The 19,823-nt window shown below is 66.3% G+C and carries 14 protein-coding genes; all 14 read right to left on the reverse strand.

The window, feature by feature from the left end:
- Positions 1 to 276 precede the first annotated feature (276 nt).
- A complete protein-coding gene (gene ligA / locus HZZ16_RS06650; protein ID WP_197947707.1) occupies positions 277 to 2,430 on the reverse strand; it encodes an NAD-dependent DNA ligase LigA in 2,154 nt (717 codons plus the stop codon).
- A gap of 156 nt (positions 2,431 to 2,586) precedes the next feature.
- Entirely contained in the window at positions 2,587 to 4,260 is a 1,674-nt protein-coding gene (gene recN, locus HZZ16_RS06655) for a DNA repair protein RecN (protein ID WP_197947708.1), read from the reverse strand.
- A 13-nt stretch (positions 4,261 to 4,273) separates the two neighbouring features.
- Positions 4,274 to 5,164 carry an outer membrane protein assembly factor BamD gene (locus HZZ16_RS06660; protein WP_197947709.1) on the reverse strand — a complete coding sequence of 297 codons (891 nt, stop codon included), beginning with the start codon at positions 5,162 to 5,164 and terminating at the stop codon, positions 4,274 to 4,276.
- Positions 5,165 to 5,405: 241 nt separating this feature from the next.
- Positions 5,406 to 6,368: a UDP-3-O-acyl-N-acetylglucosamine deacetylase gene (lpxC, locus tag HZZ16_RS06665; RefSeq protein WP_197947710.1), complete on the reverse strand. Its 963-nt coding sequence runs from the start codon at positions 6,366 to 6,368 to the stop codon at positions 5,406 to 5,408.
- 363 nt (positions 6,369 to 6,731) lie between these two features.
- Positions 6,732 to 8,510 (reverse strand): cell division protein FtsZ, encoded by a 1,779-nt coding sequence (ftsZ, locus tag HZZ16_RS06670; protein WP_197947711.1) that lies wholly within the window; start codon positions 8,508 to 8,510, stop codon positions 6,732 to 6,734.
- An 87-nt stretch (positions 8,511 to 8,597) separates the two neighbouring features.
- On the reverse strand, positions 8,598 to 9,920 hold the full coding sequence (ftsA, locus tag HZZ16_RS06675; protein WP_197947712.1) for a cell division protein FtsA: 1,323 nt from the start codon (positions 9,918 to 9,920) through the stop codon (positions 8,598 to 8,600).
- Positions 9,917 to 10,945: a cell division protein FtsQ/DivIB gene (locus HZZ16_RS06680; protein ID WP_197947713.1), complete on the reverse strand. Its 1,029-nt coding sequence runs from the start codon at positions 10,943 to 10,945 to the stop codon at positions 9,917 to 9,919. The genes ftsA and HZZ16_RS06680 overlap by 4 nt, the downstream gene beginning before the upstream one ends.
- 351 nt (positions 10,946 to 11,296) lie before the next feature.
- Positions 11,297 to 12,283, reverse strand: a complete 987-nt coding sequence (locus HZZ16_RS06685) for a D-alanine--D-alanine ligase family protein (RefSeq protein ID WP_197947714.1) — start codon at positions 12,281 to 12,283, stop codon at positions 11,297 to 11,299.
- 104 nt (positions 12,284 to 12,387) lie between these two features.
- Positions 12,388 to 13,308, reverse strand: coding sequence for a UDP-N-acetylmuramate dehydrogenase (gene murB, locus HZZ16_RS06690; RefSeq protein ID WP_197947715.1), 921 nt, complete (start codon positions 13,306 to 13,308; stop codon positions 12,388 to 12,390).
- Positions 13,309 to 13,494: 186 nt separating this feature from the next.
- Positions 13,495 to 14,898: a UDP-N-acetylmuramate--L-alanine ligase gene (gene murC / locus HZZ16_RS06695; protein ID WP_197947717.1), complete on the reverse strand. Its 1,404-nt coding sequence runs from the start codon at positions 14,896 to 14,898 to the stop codon at positions 13,495 to 13,497.
- 185 nt (positions 14,899 to 15,083) lie between these two features.
- Positions 15,084 to 16,184, reverse strand: a complete 1,101-nt coding sequence (gene murG, locus HZZ16_RS06700) for an undecaprenyldiphospho-muramoylpentapeptide beta-N-acetylglucosaminyltransferase (RefSeq protein WP_210342362.1) — start codon at positions 16,182 to 16,184, stop codon at positions 15,084 to 15,086.
- A 179-nt stretch (positions 16,185 to 16,363) separates the two neighbouring features.
- Positions 16,364 to 17,515, reverse strand: a complete 1,152-nt coding sequence (gene ftsW, locus HZZ16_RS06705) for a putative lipid II flippase FtsW (protein WP_197947718.1) — start codon at positions 17,513 to 17,515, stop codon at positions 16,364 to 16,366.
- Between the two features lie 228 nt (positions 17,516 to 17,743).
- Positions 17,744 to 19,144 carry a UDP-N-acetylmuramoyl-L-alanine--D-glutamate ligase gene (gene murD / locus HZZ16_RS06710; protein WP_197947719.1) on the reverse strand — a complete coding sequence of 467 codons (1,401 nt, stop codon included), beginning with the start codon at positions 19,142 to 19,144 and terminating at the stop codon, positions 17,744 to 17,746.
- Positions 19,145 to 19,151: 7 nt separating this feature from the next.
- Positions 19,152 to 19,823 (reverse strand): phospho-N-acetylmuramoyl-pentapeptide-transferase (gene mraY, locus HZZ16_RS06715; protein WP_197947720.1); only part of this gene is annotated, 672 nt, incomplete at its 5' end.

A 19,823-nucleotide genomic window follows, 5' to 3' on the forward strand; every position in this document is an offset into this window, starting at 1 on the left:
ATCGAACTCAGTACATCCGTGCAATTCGATCTTTATCGTGAGTATCTAATTTAGGTTGCCGGGGCGTTAATCGGCGTGGCGCAGGCGGCACACTCAAGCGAATGCAGGTGTTTTCGCGGGGCGACGTGGCGCATTGGTAAATGCGGCCTCACGTGAAGCGGTAAACATCGGGTCAACGCGAAAGGTGAAGGAACCCTTGCTCCCGCGTATCATTACGGGACGCTTGTTGCCAGACGCCCTTGCGATGGTGATGGACGCGAGGCGCCAGCGCGCAGCTCACTCGGCGATCAGCTTCAGCCACTCGTCTTCGGTCAGCACCTTGACGCCGTGCTTGTTGGCGTCCGCTAGCTTCGAGCCGGCGCCGGGGCCCGCGACGACGAGATCGGTCTTTTTCGAGACCGAGCCCGACACCTTGGCCCCTAGCCGCTCGGCCGTCGCCTTGGCTTCATCCCGCGTCATCTTCTCCAGCGATCCCGTGAACACGACCGTCTTGCCAGCCACGGCCGAATTGCTCTTCGGCTTTTCGGCATCGACGATCTCGACCTCGCTGGTCAGGCGTTCGACGATGCCGCGATTGTGACTCTCGCCGAAATAATCGGCGATGCTCTTGATCACGGTGTCGCCGATCTGGTCGAGCGCATCCATGTCGGCCATCGCCTCCTCATCGCCCTTGGCAACTTTCAGGCAAGCATCGTGGAACGCATCCCACGAGCCGTAGCCGCGCGCCAGGGCCAGCGCCGTGGTCTCGCCGACATGGCGCATGCCGAGCGCGTAGATGAAGCGCTCCAGCGCAATTTTCCGCCGGCTCTCGATGGCGCCGAACAGGTTGCGCACCGAGGTCGCGCCGTAGCCCTCGACCTCCTCGAGCTTCAGTTTCGAATTTCGCTTCTCGAGCGTGAAGATGTCGGCGGGCTCCTTCACCCAGCCCTCGTCGAAGAAGTACTGGAGCTGCTTCTCGCCCAGGCCGTCGATGTCGAAGGCCCGCCGCGACACGAACAGCTTCAAATGCTCGATCTTCTGGTAGGGACAGGCGAACTCGCCGGTGCAGCGGGCGCGCGAGCCCTCCTCGCCCGTCGCCGTCTCCTCGCGCACGACGTCGGTGTGCAGCGGACACGGGCACTTCTTCGGGAAGTGGAATTCCCTGGCGGTCTTCGGCCGCTTGTCGAGGACGACGTCGACCACCTGCGGGATGACGTCGCCGGCGCGCTGGATCACCACGGTGTCGCCGATCCTGATGTCGCGGCCCTCGCGCAGCACCTCGCCCTTGTTGCCGATGCCCCTGATGTAGTCCTCGTTGTGCAGCGTGACGTTCTGCACGATCACGCCGCCGACGCCGACCGGCTCGAGCTTGCCGACCGGCGTGAACGAGCCGGTGCGGCCGACCTGGATCTCGATGTCGCGCAGCACCGTCATGGCGCGCTCGGCCGGGAATTTGTGCGCGACGCCCCAGCGCGGCGTGCGCGAGACGAAGCCGAGCCGCTCCTGCCAGTCGATACGGTCGACCTTGTAGACGACGCCGTCGATGTCGTAGTCCAGCCGCGCGCGCTGCTCCTCGATCGCATGGTGGAAGGCGAGCAGTTCCTCGACCGAGTGACAGAGCTTGGTCAGCGGATTGGTCTTGAAACCGCAGCGCTCGAACCAGCCGATCATGCCGCTCTGCGTGTCTTCCGGCAAAGCGCTCATCTGCCCCCAGGCATAGGCAAAGAAGCCGAGGGGACGGGAGGCGGTGATGGTCGGGTCCTTCTGGCGGAGCGAGCCGGCGGCCGAATTGCGCGGATTGGCGAAGATGGTGTCGCCGGCCGCCTTCTGCCGCTCGTTGAGCGCTAGGAACGCCTTCTTGGTCATGTAGACTTCGCCGCGCACCTCGCAGATGTCAGGGATGTTGCGGCCCTTCAGCTTCTGCGGCACGTCTTCCAGCGTGCGGATGTTGGCGGTGACGTCCTCGCCGACCGCGCCGTCGCCGCGCGTCGCGGCGGTGACGAGCTCACCGCCCTCGTAGCGCAGCGACATAGAGAGGCCGTCGATCTTCGGCTCGGCCGAGAAGTCGATCTGGTCGTCGTCGAGCTTCAGGAAGCGCACGATGCGGCCGACGAAGTCGCGCACGTCCTCCTCCGCAAAAGCGTTGTCGAGCGACAGCATGGGCACGGCATGCCGGACTTTCTTGAAGCGTCCGGACGGCGCGGCGCCGACCTTCTGCGAGGGCGAGTCCGCGGTGACGAATTCTGGAAACCGCTGCTCGATCGCGTTGAGGCGCTGGCGCAGCGCGTCGTATTCGGCGTCGGTGACGGTCGGCGCGTCCTCCTGATAGTAGCGCTCGTTGTGCCCCTCGATCTCGAGCGCGAGCCGCATATGCTCGACCTTGGCCTGCGCCTTGGTGAGCTCGGCGACGTCGCGTAGCGGTGTTGCTTTGGATCTTGCTGCTCTGGCCATGGCGCTTGGATACGACGGAGCGGGTAGCACGGTAAAGGCGTGTGGAAATCTCGTGCCCCGGACGCGGCGCGGCGCGAAGCGGTGCGCTGCAGAGCCGGGGCCCCATGTAGCGGCATTCTGGGTCCCGGCTCGCGCTGCGCGCGTCCGGGACATGATCTAAGCCGTCGCCGCCTTCAGCAGCCGCTCTGCCGCCGCCCTAGCCTCCGCGGTGATCTCCGCGCCCGCGAGCATGCGGGCGATCTCCTCGCGGCGGTGGTCGGCGGCGAGTGCATTGACGCGGGTCGCGACGCGCTTGCCTTTGTCGAGGGCGTCCTTGGAGATCAGCAGGTGCTGGTCGGCGCGGGCGGCGACCTGCGGAGCGTGGGTCACGGCCATGACCTGGACCTTGCCGGCAAGCCGCGCCAAGCGCCCGCCGATGGCGTCGGCCACCGCACCGCCGACGCCGGTGTCGATCTCGTCGAAGACGAGCGTCGGCGCCGAGCCGCGGTCGGACAGCACGACCTTGAGCGCGAGCAGGAAGCGCGACAGCTCGCCGCCGGAGGCGACCTTCATCAAGGGCCCCGGCTTGGTGCCCGGATTGGTCTGCACCCAGAACTCGACGCGATCGAAACCTTGCGGCCCGGGCGCGGCCTCGTCGGTCTCGACCTGGGTCATGAACCTGGCGCGCTCGAGCTTGAGCGGGGCGAGCTCGGCGTTGACCGCCTTGTTGAGCTTCTCTGCCGATTTCTGCCGCACCTGCGACAGCTTCTTGGCGGCCGCCGCATAGCGGCTGTCCGCCTCGATCGCGGCCTGCTCCAGCTTCTTCAGGCGCGAGGCGCCCGCATCGATCAGGACCACGTCGGCGGCGTATTTGGCGGCCAGCGCAGGGAGGCCGTCGACCGGCGTCGAATATTTGCGAGACGCTGCACGCAAAGCAAAAAGCCGTTCCTCGATGCGCTCGAGCTCGGCCGGATCGAAATCGGTTGCGGCCAGCGCCGCCTGGAGATGCTGGTCGGCCTCCTCCAGCGCGTTGATCGCCGCGTCGATCGCCTTGACTGCCGGCTCGACCAGCGCCGGCGAGTTGACGCCGCGCCGCTCCAGCCGGCGCACCGCCGCCGAGAGGGCTGCGACCGGCGAATGATTGCCGCCGACCGCCTCCTGCGCCTCGCGCAGGTCGGAGGCGATCTTCTCGCCCTGCATCATGGTGGTGCGGCGGGAGGCCAATGCGGTCTCCTCGCCGTCGTTGGGCGCGAGCTGCTTTAGTTCGTCGGCGGCGTGGCGCAGATAATCGGCCTCGCGCGCGGCGCGCTCCATGGCGGCGCGATGTTCCTCCAGCGCGGTGTTGGCGGTGCGGCGCGCATCCCAGAGCGCTTCGACCGCCGCAACGTCCTTTTCGAGGCCGGCAAAAGCGTCGAGCAGGCGGCGGTGGGTGGCGGCATCGACCAGGGCGCGCTCGTCGTGCTGGCCGTGGATCTCGACCAGGGCGGTGCCGACCGCCTTCAGCGTCTGCACGCTGATCGATTGGTCGTTGATGAAGGCGCGGGTGCGCCCGTCGGCGAGCTGCACGCGCCGGAGAATCATCTCGCCGGTATCGTCCAGACCGTTCTCGGCCAGTATCTTCGTCGCAGGGTGATTCTTCGGGACATCGAACACGGCCGTGACCTGCCCCTGCTCCGCGCCGTGACGCACGAGGCCGGCGTCACCGCGGCCGCCGAGCGCCAGCGCAAAAGCATCGAGCAGGATGGATTTGCCCGCACCGGTCTCGCCGGTCAAAACCGCGAGGCCGGAGGCGAATTCGATATCGAGCCGTTCGATCAGGACGATGTCACGGATCGACAGACGCGCCAGCATGGAACCAAATTTCCTAGCCGAGACCCATTTTCTTGAAGGTCCGGCTGATCCAGGACCCCTGATTCTCGCTCGGCTCGAGACCGCCGGATTTTACAAGATTATAGGCGTCCTTGTACCAGCGGCTGTCAGGAAAATTGTGCCCAAGCACGGCCGCCGCGGTCTGCGCTTCGCCGACGATGCCGATTGCCATATAGGCCTCGGTGAGCCGGAACAGCGCCTCCTCGACATGGCGGGTGGTCTGGTACTGCGTGACGACGGTCTTGTAACGATTGATGGCGGCCGTGTAGTCGCGCTTCTGGGCGTAGTAGCGGCCGACGTTCATTTCCTTGCCGGCGAGCTGGTCGCGTGCGCCCTCGATCTTGGCCTTGGCCGAGGTCGCGTATTCCGAGTTCGGATATTTGCGGATCACTTCTTCCAGCGCGGCGATCGCCTTTTCGGTGCGGGTCTGGTCGCGGCTGATGTCCGGGATCTGGTCGTAATGGGAGGCGGCGATCAGGTATTGCGCATAGGCCGCATCCGGACTGCCGGGATGCAGCGTGACGTAGCGGGTGGCAGCGCCGATGCAGCCGTCATAATCGCCGCCCTGATAGGACGCATAGGCCGACATCAGCAGCGACTTGCGGGCCCAGTCGGAATAAGGATGCTGGCGGTCGACCTCTTCGAACTTCTTGTTCGCCGCCTTCATGTCCTTCTTCTCGTTCATGAGGTACAGGCCCTCATTGTAGATCTTGTCGGCGGGCTCCTCGACGAAGGTGTCGTCCTTGGCGGTGAACTTGTCCCAGAGCGCGCCCGTGCCGCATCCGGCAAGCGGCAGCGCGAGGATGATAAAGGTGACGGCCTGAAGCAGCCCGCGGGGTCGCGATGAGACCGAGAAATATCCGCGCGTCATACGCTGTGCCGACATGAGTTTAAGCCCTGACGCCCTGTGATGCGGTGTCCGCAGCCCACGAACCCCTCATAGGCGCGAAATGTAACCGTGGTGGCTGCCATGCGACCACGCCGATGTATCCGAAAAACGATCGTTACCGAACCGGATAGGGAGGCATTTCGCCCGGATTAAGGCGAACCTGCCGCAATGCTAGCCGAACATGGTTACCAGGAGTTTCCCGGGGGCCGCCAACCAAATCCGAAAGCGGCAGGCCGCGTCAGGACACATCCGGTCCGAAGGCCGCAGCGATCCGGCCGCCGACGATGCCGCGACCGACCTCGCCCACGGCACGCGTGGTGCGGCGGGCAGCCTCGCCCTCGACCACCCGCCAAGCGGTCCGGTCGGTGAGCAGCGCCGTCAGGACGGCGTGGTTGAGCTTGTGGCCGCCACGCACCGAGTGGTAGGCGCCAAGCAGCGGCAGGCCGGCCAGCGAGAGGTCTCCGATCACGTCCAGCACCTTGTGGCGGGCGCATTCATCGGAGTAGCGCAGGCCTTCGGTGTTAAGCAGCCGCTCGTCGTCGAACACGACGGTGTTGTCGAAGGAGGCGCCGAGGGCATAGCCCGCGCTCCAGAGCCGCGCGACGTCGCACATCAGGCCAAAGGTTCGGGCCCGGCCGACTTCGCGGCGGAAACCTTCAGGGTTGAGGTCGAACGCGTAAGCCTGCTGGCCGATGACGGGATTGGTGAAATCGATCTCGACCTCGACGCGGAACCCATTGGCGTGGGGCCTGATCTCGCCGACGGAATCGCCGATCTTGACCGAGATCGGCTTCAAAACCTGAATGAAGCGGCGCTGCGCCGGCTGGGTGACGATCCCGGCCTGGTCGATCGCCGCGATGAAGGCCGCGGCGCTGCCGTCCATGATCGGAACTTCCGGACCGTCGATCTCGATGGTGGCGTTGTCGACGCCCATGCCCCGTAGTGCAGCAAGCACATGCTCGGCGGTGGACACCAGCGGACCGTCGCGGTCGCCGAGCACGGTGGCAAAGTCAGTCGCAATCACCTGCTCGGCGGTGGCCTGAACTTCGCGGTCACTTCCCTCGAGTCCGGTCCGGACAAAAATAAAACCCGCGTCGACAGGCGCAGGCCCAAGCGTGAGAGTGACGGGAAGACCGGAATGAACGCCCACGCCTGCCACAGAGGCTTGCGCACGAAGCGTTGTTTGCCGGCTAAACTTCATTAGGAACCGCCCCACTACGACCCACTGTGACTTATACGAGACCCACCTGGCCGGCCCGAGCCGACGCTTCCGAATCTCCGTATCCCCAAGTCACGGCAGACCATAGTTGCAGCCTCAAACAGCGCCAACTCACGGTTTTTTACCGATTGTTACCCCAAACCTGCCGTATTCGCGCCAAGGCTTAACCAAATTGCGCCGGGGTTCGGGGCCGTTATCGGCAGTTTTACTGAACCACCGAATACGTAATTAATGATTTAAAATCAGTTGTTTGGCCGCACAATCCGGACATGCCCGAGGCAAAAGGAAAGGTCCCGGCGAGCTTCTCGCCGGGACCTTTTTTCGTCTGCCTTATTGTAACAATCCTCAGGTCGCCTGCCGCCGCAGGAAGGCCGGGATATCAAGATGGTCGTCACCCTGTGGCGCCGGCGCAACAGGCGCGGGGCGGCCATGGACGTCCAGACCCTGCGGCGCGGGACGGCGGGCATACTCCGATACCGGCTCGTTGGACGCGATCTGCTGCGCCACGGTCTTCTGCGGCCGGCGCTCGGGCATCGGCGGCATGGCGGGACCGGCGGTGCGGGCCGCGACCGGCGGCTCGCTTTCCTCGTCGCGACGGCCGAGGCCGACATTGGCGAGGCGCTGCAGCAGCGACAGGCGGGTCTTTTGCGGGGTCTCTTCCTCGGACTCGCCGCGAGCCTGCCGAATCTCGGCTTGCGCCGGCATCGGCAGCTCCTCGATTCGCGGCATGCGCGGCGTACGGGCCGGACGCTCGGCCTGCGGCGGGATGAAGGTATCGGGCGTCATCGGCTCCTGCACCGCGACCGGGGCCATGTCGGCCTCCGGGAACAGGGTCGGCTTCTGCGCGATCGGGCGCACGGTGACATCGCCATAGGTCTGCGGCGCGGGCGCCTGCGGCACCTCGGAAACGGCAGCGGCGATCGCCGCGAGCGCAGCGCGCTCGACGTTCGGACGCGGCGCGGCGGCAGCCGGAGCGGCGGCCGGGGTCTGGGCTTCCAGCTTCTGGGCGCGCTCGGCCAGGCGCTGGTTGTCGGCACGGAGCCGGGCGGTCAGGTCGGCGAGACGGCTCTCGGCGGCGGCCGGGGCGGCAGCCTGCTGCATCTGCGGAGCCGGGTTGGCGACGGGCGCAGACGTCGCCTGGCTGTTGCGGGCGATCGCGGCCTGCTCGATGCCGGTGGCGACCACAGAGACGCGGATCAGGCCGTCGAGCGCTTCGTCGAAGGTGGCGCCGACGATGATGTTGGCGTCCTGATCGACTTCCTCGCGGATGCGGGTCGCCGCCTCGTCGACCTCGAACAGGGTGAGGTCCTTGCCGCCCGTGATGGAGATGAGGAGGCCCTTGGCACCCTTCATCGAGCTGTCGTCGATCAGCGGGTTGGCGATCGCGGCTTCCGCGGCGGTCAGCGCGCGCTTGTCACCGGAGGCTTCGCCGGTGCCCATCATCGCCTTGCCCATCTCGCGCATGACTGCGCGGACGTCGGCGAAGTCCAGGTTGATCAGGCCTTCCTTGACCATCAGGTCGGTGATGCAGGCGACGCCCGAATAGAGCACCTGATCGGCCATCGCGAAGGCGTCGGCGAAGGTGGTCTTCTCGTTGGCGACCCGGAACAGATTCTGGTTCGGGATGATCAGGAGCGTATCCACGACCTTGTGCAGCTCGGCGATACCGGCTTCGGCCGTGCGCATCCGGCGCTGGCCCTCGAAGTGGAACGGCTTGGTCACCACACCGACGGTGAGGATGCCCATGTCGCGCGCGGTCTTGGCGATGACGGGAGCTGCACCCGTGCCGGTGCCGCCGCCCATGCCGGCGGTGACGAACACCATGTTGGCGCCCGAGAGATGGTCGCGCAGCTCGTCGATCACCTCTTCCGCCGCCGCGGCGCCGACGTTCGGCTGCGAGCCGGCGCCGAGGCCCTGCGTGACGGCCGTGCCCATCTGCACGATGCGCTGCGCCTTCGACATCGTCAGCGCTTGCGCGTCGGTGTTGGCGACCACGAAGTCGACGCCCTGCAGGCCCGCCGTGATCATGTTGTTGACGGCGTTGCCGCCGGCGCCGCCGACGCCGAACACGGTGATCCGGGGCTTCAGTTCGTGAATATCAGGAACATTGATGCTGATGGTCATGGTTGCCTCTCGATCACGCGCGCGTGGGTTCGCCCCGGCCGGTGGCCGCGGGAGTTGGTGAAAATCGAAGATTGCGGAAAGCGGTCATCAGAAGCCCTCGCGTAGCCATCGTCCGACCTTTCCTAAATATCCGCCGGTCCCTGTCTTGATCTGCTGCCGCGTATGCCGCGGTTCGACATGTTCGAGGTGAACATATTGCGGGTAGACCAGAAGTCCGGCCGGCACCGCGAACGCGGCGTTCTTCGCCTCGTTGGGCAGCCGGCCGAAGCCGAGCGGACGACCGACCCGCACGGGCCGGCCGAGAATCCGGGTGCCGAGATCGACGAGGCCGGTCAGCTGCGAGGCCCCGCCCGAGAGCACGACGCGGCCGTTCGGCTCTGCGGCGAAGGGCGAATCCCTCAGCTTGTCCCGAACCATTTCGAAGACTTCCTCGGCACGGTGCTTGACGATGTTTGCGATGGTGGCGCGGGAGACGATCTGCGGCAGATCCTGCTCGTCACCGGCTGTCGGCACAGACATCAGCTCACGCGAGTCCGATCCGCCGGTGATGACGGTGCCGTATAAGGTCTTGATTCGCTCGGCATCGGCAATGGTCGCCGAGAGCCCGCGCGCAAGATCCATCGTGATGTGTTGCCCGCCGACCGCAAAACCCGCCGCATGCACGAAGCGGCCGCCCGAATAAACGGCAATCGTGGTGGTGCCGGCGCCCATCTCGACGACAGCGGCGCCGAGGTCGGCCTCGTCGTCGGTCAGCACCGACAGGCCGGCCACATAGGGGCTGGCTGCCATGGCTTCGACATTGATGTGGCAGCGCTCCACCGCCAGCATCAGGTTCCGCGCCACGGTGGCGTCGCAGGTGACGACGTTCATGTCGACGCCGAACTGGTGCGCGACCATGCCGCGGGGATCGCGGATGCCTTTGACGCCATCGAGCGTGTAGCCGACCGGCAGGGCGTGTAGCACGGTGCGGCCTTCGCCGGTGGCGTGGCGCATGCCGGTGGAGGTGACGCGGCTGACATCGGCCGGCGTTACGGCACCGCCACGAATGTCGGCGGCAGCCTCGACCAGCTGGCCGGCGAGCCGGCCGCCGGAGACCGACAACAGCACGGACTCGACCCGCACCTTGGCCATCGTCTCCGCGAGCCCGACGGCCTGGCGCACCGCCTGCTCGCATTCGGTAAGATCGATCACCGCGCCGGCCTTCATGCCGCGCGCCTGGATCTGGCTGTAGCCGATCAATTCCACCGCATGGGTGCGGCCGCGCAGCGCATCGCTCGGCGGCGACGGCTTCAGCCGCGCGATCATGCAGGCGATCTTGCTGGTGCCGATATCGAGACAGGCGACGATGCCGCCGCGCTTGTGCGGCATCGGGCGCGTCTTCGGCGTCTGGGTGCGATCGAGACCGGTCATGCGGAATCCCCGGCCTTCTTTTTCTTCTTGTCCTTGAACAGCTCCTCGCGCGCCTTGGCGGCGTCCTCGGAGAGCTGCACCACCAGCCGGTCCGGCAGGCGCATGTCGACGGCGACGATATCGCGCGAGAACAGCCTGTCCTCCTTGTCGAGCTTCGACAGCATCGCCAGCGCGTTGCCGATGTCCTGCTCGGGCAGGCGGATGTCGAGACCGTCCTTGAGCCGCAGGTTCCAGCGCCGCTCGCCGACGTAGATTGCGGCCTTCGTCACCGAATTGACCTGCGGGTAGCGCGCCAGCAACGCCAGGAAATCGCGCGCCTGGGTCTCGGCGCCCTTGCCGACCACGAGCGGCAGCGACAGGAAGCGCCGCGAGACATAGGGCTCGAGCACGGCGCCATCGTCGGCGATGACGGAGAGCCGGCCGGCCTCCTGCCACAGCGCAAACGCCTTGCGCTCGGTGAGCTCGATCATGAGCTGGCCCGGATAGAGCTTCAGCACGGTCGCATCCGCGATCCAGGGATTGGCCTTGAGCTTGTCGCGCACGGCCTCGGCATCGAGGAACAGCAGCGAGGAGCGGCCGCTGACGCCGCCGATCGCGAGGATCTCGTCCTGGGTCAGCTGCTTGCGGCCATTGATCACGACGGAGGTGATGCGGAAGCCGGCGGAATTGGCCAGCGCATTGCGGGCATCGCTGACCGCGGTGACGAAATCCTGGAGGTGGCCGCCCTTGACGATGCCGAAGCCGCAGCTGCCGATCAACAGCAGCACGGTCAAGCTGAGGCCGACCCGGCGCGGCAGATAGCGCTCGACCAGCGCGACCAGGCGCGGCGGCGGCTCGCGCTCGACGGCGGCCTTGGCTTTGGCCTTGTGCTTGGCCTTGTCCTTGGCGGCAGCGCGCGCCTCTTCGTGCTTGTCCTGCATCCACTCGCGCAGAAGCACGACCGCTCCGATAGCGGCCGCCTTCAGGTCAGCTTGGGGCCTCAGCGATCTGAAAAGCGATCGGGTGAGGCGTCCTGCACCATCCATTGCACGAGCTCGTCAACAGTTTGCCCGCGACATCGCGCGGATCCTGGCGAACATGACGTCTCGGACCTGCCGGGGCCGGGTGCTGGTCTTCAGCAGAAGAAAACCTCTCCCCTTCAAAGCGTTCGCTGGAGGTGACATCACCCGCGACAGCTCACGCGCCGGCAGCCAAAGCGCCATATGCGCCGCCAGCGTTAACCTTCGGACGTCCTGGTAAACAAAAGGTAAAATTCGTTAACGACCTGCGCATTTTGCCTCGCGATGTCTGGCATTTGCGCCGCGATGTCCGGCATTTTACCGGTTTTGGCCGCCAAACCGGCCCGTTTCGCCGGTCCGGCCGTTAACCAGTCCTGACTATTTCCGCACGCGCTGGCAGGCGAGCTCGACCAGGCCGCGCAGGAAGTCGACGAACTCGATACCTTCGGCTTTCAGCGCCTTGGGGTAGAGCGAGGACTTGGTCAGCCCGGGCAGCGTGTTGGTCTCGAGATAGACGAGGCCCTTGTCCGAGACGATGAAGTCCGAGCGGGAATAGCCGGTGCAGGACATCGCCCGATGGGCCAGCATCGCCTGCTCCTTAAGCGCGGCGGTGATCTCGGGTGCGAAGCGGCCGGGGCAGATCTCCTGGGTCGACTTCAAAAGATATTTCGCCGCGTAGTCGAAATTGCCCTCACCCGGAATGATCTCGATCGGCGGCAGCGAGATGATCGAGCCGTCGGTGCGCTCCAGCACACCGCAGGTCGCCTCCACGCCGGCGATGTAGGGCTCGATGACATACTCTTCATGCTTCGCTGCGTTGCGGACGGCGACGAGGTCCTGCTTGGCATTGACGAAGATCAGGCCATAACTCGACCCGTCGCGCGCGGGCTTTGCGATCAGCCTCCCGTACTCGGCGAAGGCCTCGTCGATAGCATCGAGCGCAATGTTTGCCGGCGGCGTCACGCCGCCGAGCGCGGCGAAGTGCTTGGCTGCGATCTTGTCGAAGGCGAGATGGGAGGACGCCGAGCCCGAGCCGGTGAACGGCACGCCGCGCGCCTCGCACATCACCTGCAATTCGCCGTTCTCGGCGCGGCCGCCATGCAGGCCGAGCACCAGCACGCGATCCTCAGCCTTGGCCCTATCGAGCGCCTGCTCCAACGGGACGCCGCGCGTGCCCGGCTTGAATTCGTCCTCGAACGGACGGGCATGCTCGAGCAGCTGCTTCGACTGCACGACGTGAACCTTGTCCTCGACGTCCCACCACCACAGGTCAGCCTCGGGCAGCGCCTGATGCAGCGCGTGGGCTGTGGCAACCGAGACGAGACGTTCGCGGTTGGAGCCGCCGAAGAGGATGGTGATGCGCATGGTGTCTCGTCGCCTCTGTTTCTTGTCATTCCGGGGCGCGCAAAGCGCGAACCCGGAATCTCGAGGTTCCGGGTTCGGCGCTTCGCACCGCCCCGGAACGACAACTAAGCGGACACCCCGATCCGCTTGATTTCCCAGTGTAGCTCAATTCCGGAATTCGCCTTCACGCGTTCACGCACCGTCTCGCCGAGCGTCTCGATGTCGTGCGCGGTGGCCTCGCCCGTGTTGATCAGAAAGTTGCAATGCATCTCCGAAACCTGCGCGCCGCCGACGCGCAGGCCGCGGCAGCCGGCGGCGTCGATCAGCTTCCAGGCGGAATGGCCGGGCGGGTTCTTGAACGTCGAGCCGCCGGTCTTCTCGCGGATCGGCTGCGCGGTCTCGCGATGGCTCTGCACCTCCGCCATGCGCGCGCGGATCGCCTCCGCGTGCCTGATCTCGCCGCGAAAGCGCGCCGAAGTGAAGATGATGGAGGGATCGACGCCGCTGCTGCGGTAGACGAACTTCATCTCGGCGCTGGAGAAGACGTGCTTGGTGCCGTCGCGCCCGACGCCCCTCGCCTCGATCAGCACGTCCTTTGTCTCGCCGCCATTGGCGCCGGCATTCATGCGCAGCGCGCCGCCGATCGTGCCGGGAATGCCGAAATAGAATTCGAGCCCACCGATATTGGCCGAGGCCGCAACTTCCGCCACGCGCTTGTCGAGCGCGGCAGCGCCGGCGGTGACGACGTCGCCGCTCGCAATCGCCTCGCCGAAGGCGCGCGGGGCCAGCCGGATCACGACGCCGGCAATGCCGCCGTCGCGCACGATGAGGTTGGAGCCGACGCCGATGACGTAGACGGGAATGTCGGAGGCGAGATGCGCCAGGAAGTAAGCGAGATCGTCCTCGTCCGCCGGCGTGAACAGCACCTGCGCGGGACCGCCGACGCGAAACCAGGTGAGCTCGGCCAGCGACTGGTTCGCCAGCAGCCGCCCGCGAAGCTCGGGCATCGCGGCTTTGAGGGACGGCGTGATATCGGGGAAGCTCATGGGATAGCCTCATGTGAGGCAGGCACGCTCTTTCCGTTCCCTCCCCCCTTGTGGGGGAGGGTCAGGGAGGGGGGTAGCCCCAAGCGAGGTTGGAGTTTGTGGCTACCCCCCTCCCCCGCCCTCCCCCACAAGGGGGGAGGGAGCGCAGTGTGCCGTGTCGAAAGTGGTGAACGAAGCATCGCTGCCCTACCCCAGCGCCTTCAACTGGTCCGGCAATGCATACGCCCATTGTGTGATGTTGCCTGCCCCCAGGCACACGACGAGATCGCCAGGCTTCGACAGTCCCTTGACGATGCCCGCAAGCTCGGTCGCGGCCGGCAGCGGGATCACCTCGCGATGGCCGTGGGCGCGCAGACCTGCGACGAAATGATCGCGGTCGATGCCTTCGATCGGCGCTTCGCCGGCGGCATAGACATCGGCGACGACGACCGCGTCGGCATCGTTGAAGCAGGTGCAGAACTCCTCAAACAAGGATTGCAGGCGGGTGTAGCGATGCGGTTGCACCACCGCGATCACCTTGCCGGTGTAGGAATCGCGTGCTGCCTTCAGCACGACTGCGATCTCCACGGGGTGATGGCCGTAATCATCGATCACGGTGACGCCGTTCCACTCGCCGGTCTTGGTGAAACGGCGCTTGACGCCGCCGAAACCTGCAAGGGCACTGCGGATCTTGTCGTCGGAAACGCCGAGCGCGTGCGCGACCGCGATCGCAGCCGTCGCATTGGAAGCGTTGTGCCGGCCCGGCATCGGCAACGCGAGATCGGCGATCTCATGCGTGGTGCCGGTCTTGCGGTCGCGGATCACGACCTTGAACTTCGAACCGCCACCGCCCGCGGTGAGATCGACCAGCCGCGCATCGGCCTGCGGATTCTCGCCATAGGTGATGATGCGGCGGTCCTCGATCCTGCCGACGAGGCTCTGCACCACGGGATGATCGATGCACATCACGGCAAAGCCGTAGAACGGCAGGTTCTCGACGAAATGCCGGAAAGCGTCCTGCACAGCCTCGAACGTCTTGAAGTGATCGAGGTGCTCGGGGTCGACATTGGTGACGATGGCGACATCCGTCGGCAGCTTCAGGAAGGTGCCGTCGCTCTCGTCGGCTTCCACCACCATCCACTCGCCGGCGCCGAGCCGCGCGTTGGAGCCGTAGGCGTTGATGATGCCGCCGTTGATGACGGTCGGGTCGAGCCCGCCGGCGTCGAGCAGCGTTGCGACCATCGTCGTCGTGGTGGTCTTGCCGTGCGTGCCGGCGATCGCGACGCAGCTCTTCAGCCGCATCAGCTCGGCCAGCATCTCGGCGCGGCGCACCACGGGAATGCGTTTCTCGCGCGCGGCCATCAGTTCCGGATTGTCGCGCTTGATCGCGGAAGACACGACCACGACCTCGGCGCCGTCGATATTCTCGGCCTTGTGGCCGACCGAGACTTTCGCGCCCTTCTTGCGCAGACGGTCGAGATTGTAATTGTCGGCGGCATCCGAGCCCTGCACTGCATAGCCGAGATTGACCAGCACCTCAGCGATGCCGCTCATTCCGATCCCGCCGATCCCGACGAAGTGGATGGGTCCGATCTCGCGCGGCAGTCTCATATTGTCTCCTCGACGTCGCGAAGCCTGAGATTCAAATCAGCCTGCGTCGACTACTGGATGCCCCGCTTTCGCGGGGCATGACAAGGGGCATTTTTGGTCATTCCGGGGCGCTCGCATCGCGAGCGAACCCGGAATCTCGAGATTCCGGATCGGTCCGCTTCGCGTCCCGTCCGGAATGACGGGTGCTATAACCCCGCGACCTTGACCACGAGATCCGCCAGCCGCTCGGCCGCATCGAGCCGCCCCGCCCCCTTCGCGGCCGCCGCCATGGCGGCGAGGCGCGCGGGCTCGGCGGCGAAGGTGGAGATTTCGGACGCCAACCGGTCGGAGGTGAATTCGGTCTGCGGGATGCGGATCGCGCCGTCGACCTTGACCAGCACGCCGGCATTGGCGAACTGGTCCTGGTCGATCGAGCCGGGCAACGGCACCAGGATGGAGGGCCGGCCGATCGCGGCGAGCTCGGCCACAGTACCCGCACCGGAGCGCGATACGACGAGATGATTGGAGGCAAGCCGCGCCGGCAGATCCGTGAAGAACGGCGCGAGCTCGGTCTTGATCTCGAGCTTGTCGTAGACGGCGCGCACACGGCTCATGTCCTCTTCGCGCACCTGTTGGGTGAGAACGAGACGGCTCCACAGTGCAGGCTCGAGCCGCTCGATCGCGCCTGGCACGATGTCGGCCATGATGCGCGCGCCCTGGCTGCCGCCGACGACGAGCAGACGCAGCGGACCGTTCGGCTCGGGCGCGGCATATTTCACCGCAGCGGCCGCGAGGATCGCCGGACGCATCGGCGTGCCGACGGTCGTCGTCTTGCCTGCCAGCGCCGGATCGCGATCGAGCACACCGGGCAAGGACGTCGCGATGGCGCGCACGCGGCTCGACAGGAACCGGTTGGCGCGGCCGAGCACGGCGTTGGCATCGTGGATGATGCCGGGCACGCCCGCGAACTTCGCCGCGACCAGCGGTGGCAAGGTTGGATAACCGCCGAAGCCGACGACGGCGACGGGCTTCAACCGCTTGATCAGGGCGTAGGCCGACAACGTGCCGGCCGCAAGCGTGAGGCCGGCATAGGCGAGCTGGAACGGATTGCGGCCGCGCGCGGTATCGCTTCTGACGACGTCGATCGTGTCCTTGCTGAACAGCCCGCTATAGCGCAGCGCGCGCTCGTCGGTGACGAGGCGAACGCGATAGCCGCGCCGGATCAATTCGACGCCGAGCGCCTCGGCCGGGAACAGATGGCCGCCGGTGCCGCCCGCGGCGAGAAGAATCAGGGGGGACGTGTCCATGATGAGAGAGTTTTACAGGGAGTTTTCGGTCATTGCGAGCGCGGCAACAAAGGTGTCGTGCCCCGGGCGCAGCGCAGCGCGTCGCTCTGGCGACGTGGTGCGCTGCTGAACCGGGGCCCATGGCGCGGCATTCTGGGGCCCCGATCTGCGCTTCGCTTGTCCGGGACACGAAACCTGTATCACGCGTAACTGCGCATCGCCTCGGCGTGGCCGCTCGCCTCGACCTCGGTGCGCGGGCGCAGCCGCGTCAGCGCCAGCATCATGCCGACACCATAGGCGAGCGAGACGATCGAGGAACCGCCATAGGAGATGAAGGGCAGCGTCATGCCCTTGGCGGGGATGAGCTGCAGGTTCACCGACATGTTGATCGCCGCCTGCACGCCGAACAGGATCGCGAGCCCAGAGGCCGCAAAGCGCGAGAACATGTCCTCGTTGGCGTAAGCGCGCGACAGCGTACGAATGACAACGAAGGCGAATAGCGCCAGCATCGCAAGGCACAGAATGATGCCGAACTCTTCGGCCGCGACCGCGAAGACGAAGTCGGTGTGGCTGTCGGGGAGGCTGCGCTTGGCGATGCCCTCGCCCGGTCCGAGACCGAACCAGCCGCCGTTGTAGAAGGCCTCCATGGCGGTATCGACCTGGAAGGTGTCGCCGGAGGCCGGGTTCATGAACCGCCTGATGCGACCCGCCACGTGCGGAACGAACAGATAAGCGCTGAACAGGCCGGCCGCGCCAAGACCTGCGAGGCCGAACACCCAGATCATGCGCATGCCCGCGATGAAGAACAGCGAGCCCCACACCATCAGGATCAGCATGGTCTGGCCGAAATCCGGCTCCATCACCAATAGAGCGACCAGCATCAGGAGCAGCACCACCGCCATCGAGGTCGCCGGCATCTCCGGACGCCGCGTCGATTCCGCAAACAGCCAGGCCGCGATCACGACGAAGGACGGCTTTGCGATCTCCGAGGCCTGGATGTTGACGCCGAGCAGCGTGATCCAGCGTCGCGAGCCCTTCACCTCCGGGCCGATGGCGAGCGTGAGCACGATCAGGACGATGCTCGCCGCGAAGATGATCAGGGCCGAGCGGCGGATCGCGCGCGGCGACAGGAAGGACACCCCAAGCAGCACGATGCAGGAGGGCACCAGGAACAGCACGTGGCGGCCGAAGAAATGGAAGGCATCGAGCCCGATGCGGGTCGCAACCGGCGGGCTCGCCGCCAGCGACAGGATCACCCCGGTCAGCATCAAGGCCAGGATGGCGCCCATCAGCGGCTTGTCGACGGTCCACCACCACTCGGAAAAGGGGGTGCGTTCTTCACGGGAGAGCATGGGCGGCCGCTTTCGGACAGAGGTCCGTCCATTGGTCGCCGAGGTTGGTTACCGGGGGGTTAATGGAGTTGATGAAGTTGTGGAGAGTCTCGTGCCCCGGACGCAGCGCAATGCGCCGCCTCTTCGCGGCGTGGCGCGCTGCAGAGCCGGGGCCCATTGCGGCTACTGGGTCTCGGCTCTGCGCAGCAGCGTTACACGCTGCAGCGCGTCCGGGACACGAGTGCCCCTTCACACCACCGGCTTCACACCCGGCAGCGCTTGCACCAGCTCGCGGAACCTGGTGCCGCGGATCTCGAAATTGCGGTACTGGTCGAAGGAGGCGCAGGCGGGCGACAGCAGCACGACGGCGTCGGTAAGGGCCGAGGCTTCCGCATCGCGCGCGGCGTGCTCGACGGCGACCTCAAGCGTTTGGCTGATCTCGTGCGGCACCTGCGTGCCGAGCGTGCCCGAAAACTCCTGCGCGGCCTCGCCGATCAGATAGGCTTTTCGGATGCGCGGGAAGAAACCGGTCAGGCTGGTGATGCCGCCGGCCTTCGGCTTGCCGCCGGCGATCCAGAAGATCTCCGAAAACGACGACAGCGCATGCGCGGTGGCGTCCGCGTTGGTGCCCTTGGAATCGTTGACGAACAGCACGTTGCCGCGGCGCCCGACCTGCTCCATGCGATGCGCCAGGCCCGGAAAGCTGCGCAGGCCGTTCTGCAGCACGTCCTGGCTGATGCCCATGGCGAGCGCGGCAGCAGCCGCGCAGGCCGCGTTCTGCGCGTTGTGCTGGCCGCGCAACGAACCGATGCCGCCGAGCGCGGCGACCTCGCTGCGGGCGCCGCCGGCGGCGCGCACGATGGTGCCGTGCTCGACGTAAATGCCCGACGCGAGCGGGTTCTTGACCGAGATGCGCACCACGTTCTTGCCGGCGCGGTCGAGCCGGTCGGCGATGTCGCGGCAAAAGCCGTCGTCGACGCCGACGATCGCGGTGCCGCCGCCTTGCACGCCGGCAACGAGGCGCTCCTTCACCGCGGCGTAATGCGCGATGGTGCCGTGCCGGTCGATGTGGTCCTCGCTGACATTGAGCAGGATGCCGACGGAGGGATCCAGCGATGGCGTGAGGTCGATCTGGTAGGACGACATCTCGATGACATGGACGCGGCCCATGCGCGGCGGCTCCAGCGACAGGATCGCGGTGCCGATATTGCCGCCCATCTGGGTGTCGTAGCCGGCGACCTTGGTCAGATGCGCGCTCAGCGCCGTCGTGGTCGACTTGCCGTTGGTGCCGGTGATGGCAACGAACGGGGCGTCCGGCGCATGGCGGCGCCGCTCGCGGCAGAACAGCTCGATGTCGCCGATCACCTCAACGCCAGCCTCGCGCGCCTTCAAGACGCTCCAGTGCGGCACCGGATGGGTGAGCGGCACGCCGGGCGCGAGCACGAGGCTTGCGAACTTCGCCCAGGAGACGTTGCGCAAGTCCGCGGTGATGAAGCCGGCCTGCGCGGCCTTGGCGACGTTCTCGGCATTGTCGTCGGCAGCGACCACCTCGGCACAGCCGGCCTTCAGCGCGTGGCAGGAGGCGAGCCCCGAGCCGCCGAGGCCAAACACCGCGACCGTCTTGCCGGCGAAGGAGGTGACGGGGATCATCGATCGGTCACCGCAGCTTCAGCGTCGAGAGGCCGGCGAGCGCCAGCATCACCGAGATGATCCAGAATCGGATCACGATCTGCGGCTCGGTCCAGCCCTTCTGCTCAAAATGGTGATGGATCGGCGCCATCGCGAACACGCGCTTGCCCGTGAGCTTGAAGGACACGACCTGAACGATGACCGAAACCGCCTCGAGCACGAACAATCCGCCGATGACGGCGAGCACGATCTCGTGCTTCACCGCGACCGCGATCGCGCCGAGCATGCCGCCGAGCGCGAGCGAGCCGGTGTCGCCCATGAAGATCGAGGCCGGCGGCGCGTTGAACCAGAGGAAGCCGAGACCGGCGCCGAGCAACGCGCCGCAGAGCACCGCGAGCTCGCCGGTGCCGGCGACATATTTGATCTGGAGGTAGTCGGCGAACACCAAGTTGCCGGTGAGATAGGCGATCATCGCAAAGCTCGCGGTGGCGATCATCACCGGCACGATGGCGAGACCGTCAAGGCCGTCGGTGAGGTTCACCGCATTGCCGGCACCGACGATGACGAAGGCGCCGAAGACGACGAAGAACCAGCCGAAATGCAGCACGGTATCCTTCAGGAAGGGAATCGTCAGCGCGGTCGAGGCGGGATCGCGGTTGAGCCGCACCAGCGCGTAGCAGGCGACCAGCGCGATGACGGC

The sequence above is a fragment of the Bradyrhizobium glycinis genome, assembly GCF_016031655.1.
In the GTDB taxonomy this organism is placed as follows: domain Bacteria; phylum Pseudomonadota; class Alphaproteobacteria; order Rhizobiales; family Xanthobacteraceae; genus Bradyrhizobium; species Bradyrhizobium glycinis.

Excerpts from the sequence above, each read along its gene's own strand:
- ligA (WP_197947707.1), bottom strand. The coding sequence starts at position 2,430 with ATGGCCAGAGCAGCAAGATCCAAAGCAACACCGCTACGCGACGTCGCC.
- recN (WP_197947708.1), bottom strand. The coding sequence starts at position 4,260 with ATGCTGGCGCGTCTGTCGATCCGTGACATCGTCCTGATCGAACGGCTC.
- HZZ16_RS06660 (WP_197947709.1), bottom strand. The coding sequence starts at position 5,164 with ATGTCGGCACAGCGTATGACGCGCGGATATTTCTCGGTCTCATCGCGA.
- lpxC (WP_197947710.1), bottom strand. The coding sequence starts at position 6,368 with ATGAAGTTTAGCCGGCAAACAACGCTTCGTGCGCAAGCCTCTGTGGCA.
- ftsZ (WP_197947711.1), bottom strand. The coding sequence starts at position 8,510 with ATGACCATCAGCATCAATGTTCCTGATATTCACGAACTGAAGCCCCGG.
- ftsA (WP_197947712.1), bottom strand. The coding sequence starts at position 9,920 with ATGACCGGTCTCGATCGCACCCAGACGCCGAAGACGCGCCCGATGCCG.
- HZZ16_RS06680 (WP_197947713.1), bottom strand. The coding sequence starts at position 10,945 with ATGGATGGTGCAGGACGCCTCACCCGATCGCTTTTCAGATCGCTGAGG.
- HZZ16_RS06685 (WP_197947714.1), bottom strand. The coding sequence starts at position 12,283 with ATGCGCATCACCATCCTCTTCGGCGGCTCCAACCGCGAACGTCTCGTC.
- murB (WP_197947715.1), bottom strand. The coding sequence starts at position 13,308 with ATGAGCTTCCCCGATATCACGCCGTCCCTCAAAGCCGCGATGCCCGAG.
- murC (WP_197947717.1), bottom strand. The coding sequence starts at position 14,898 with ATGAGACTGCCGCGCGAGATCGGACCCATCCACTTCGTCGGGATCGGC.
- murG (WP_210342362.1), bottom strand. The coding sequence starts at position 16,184 with ATGGACACGTCCCCCCTGATTCTTCTCGCCGCGGGCGGCACCGGCGGC.
- ftsW (WP_197947718.1), bottom strand. The coding sequence starts at position 17,515 with ATGCTCTCCCGTGAAGAACGCACCCCCTTTTCCGAGTGGTGGTGGACC.
- murD (WP_197947719.1), bottom strand. The coding sequence starts at position 19,144 with ATGATCCCCGTCACCTCCTTCGCCGGCAAGACGGTCGCGGTGTTTGGC.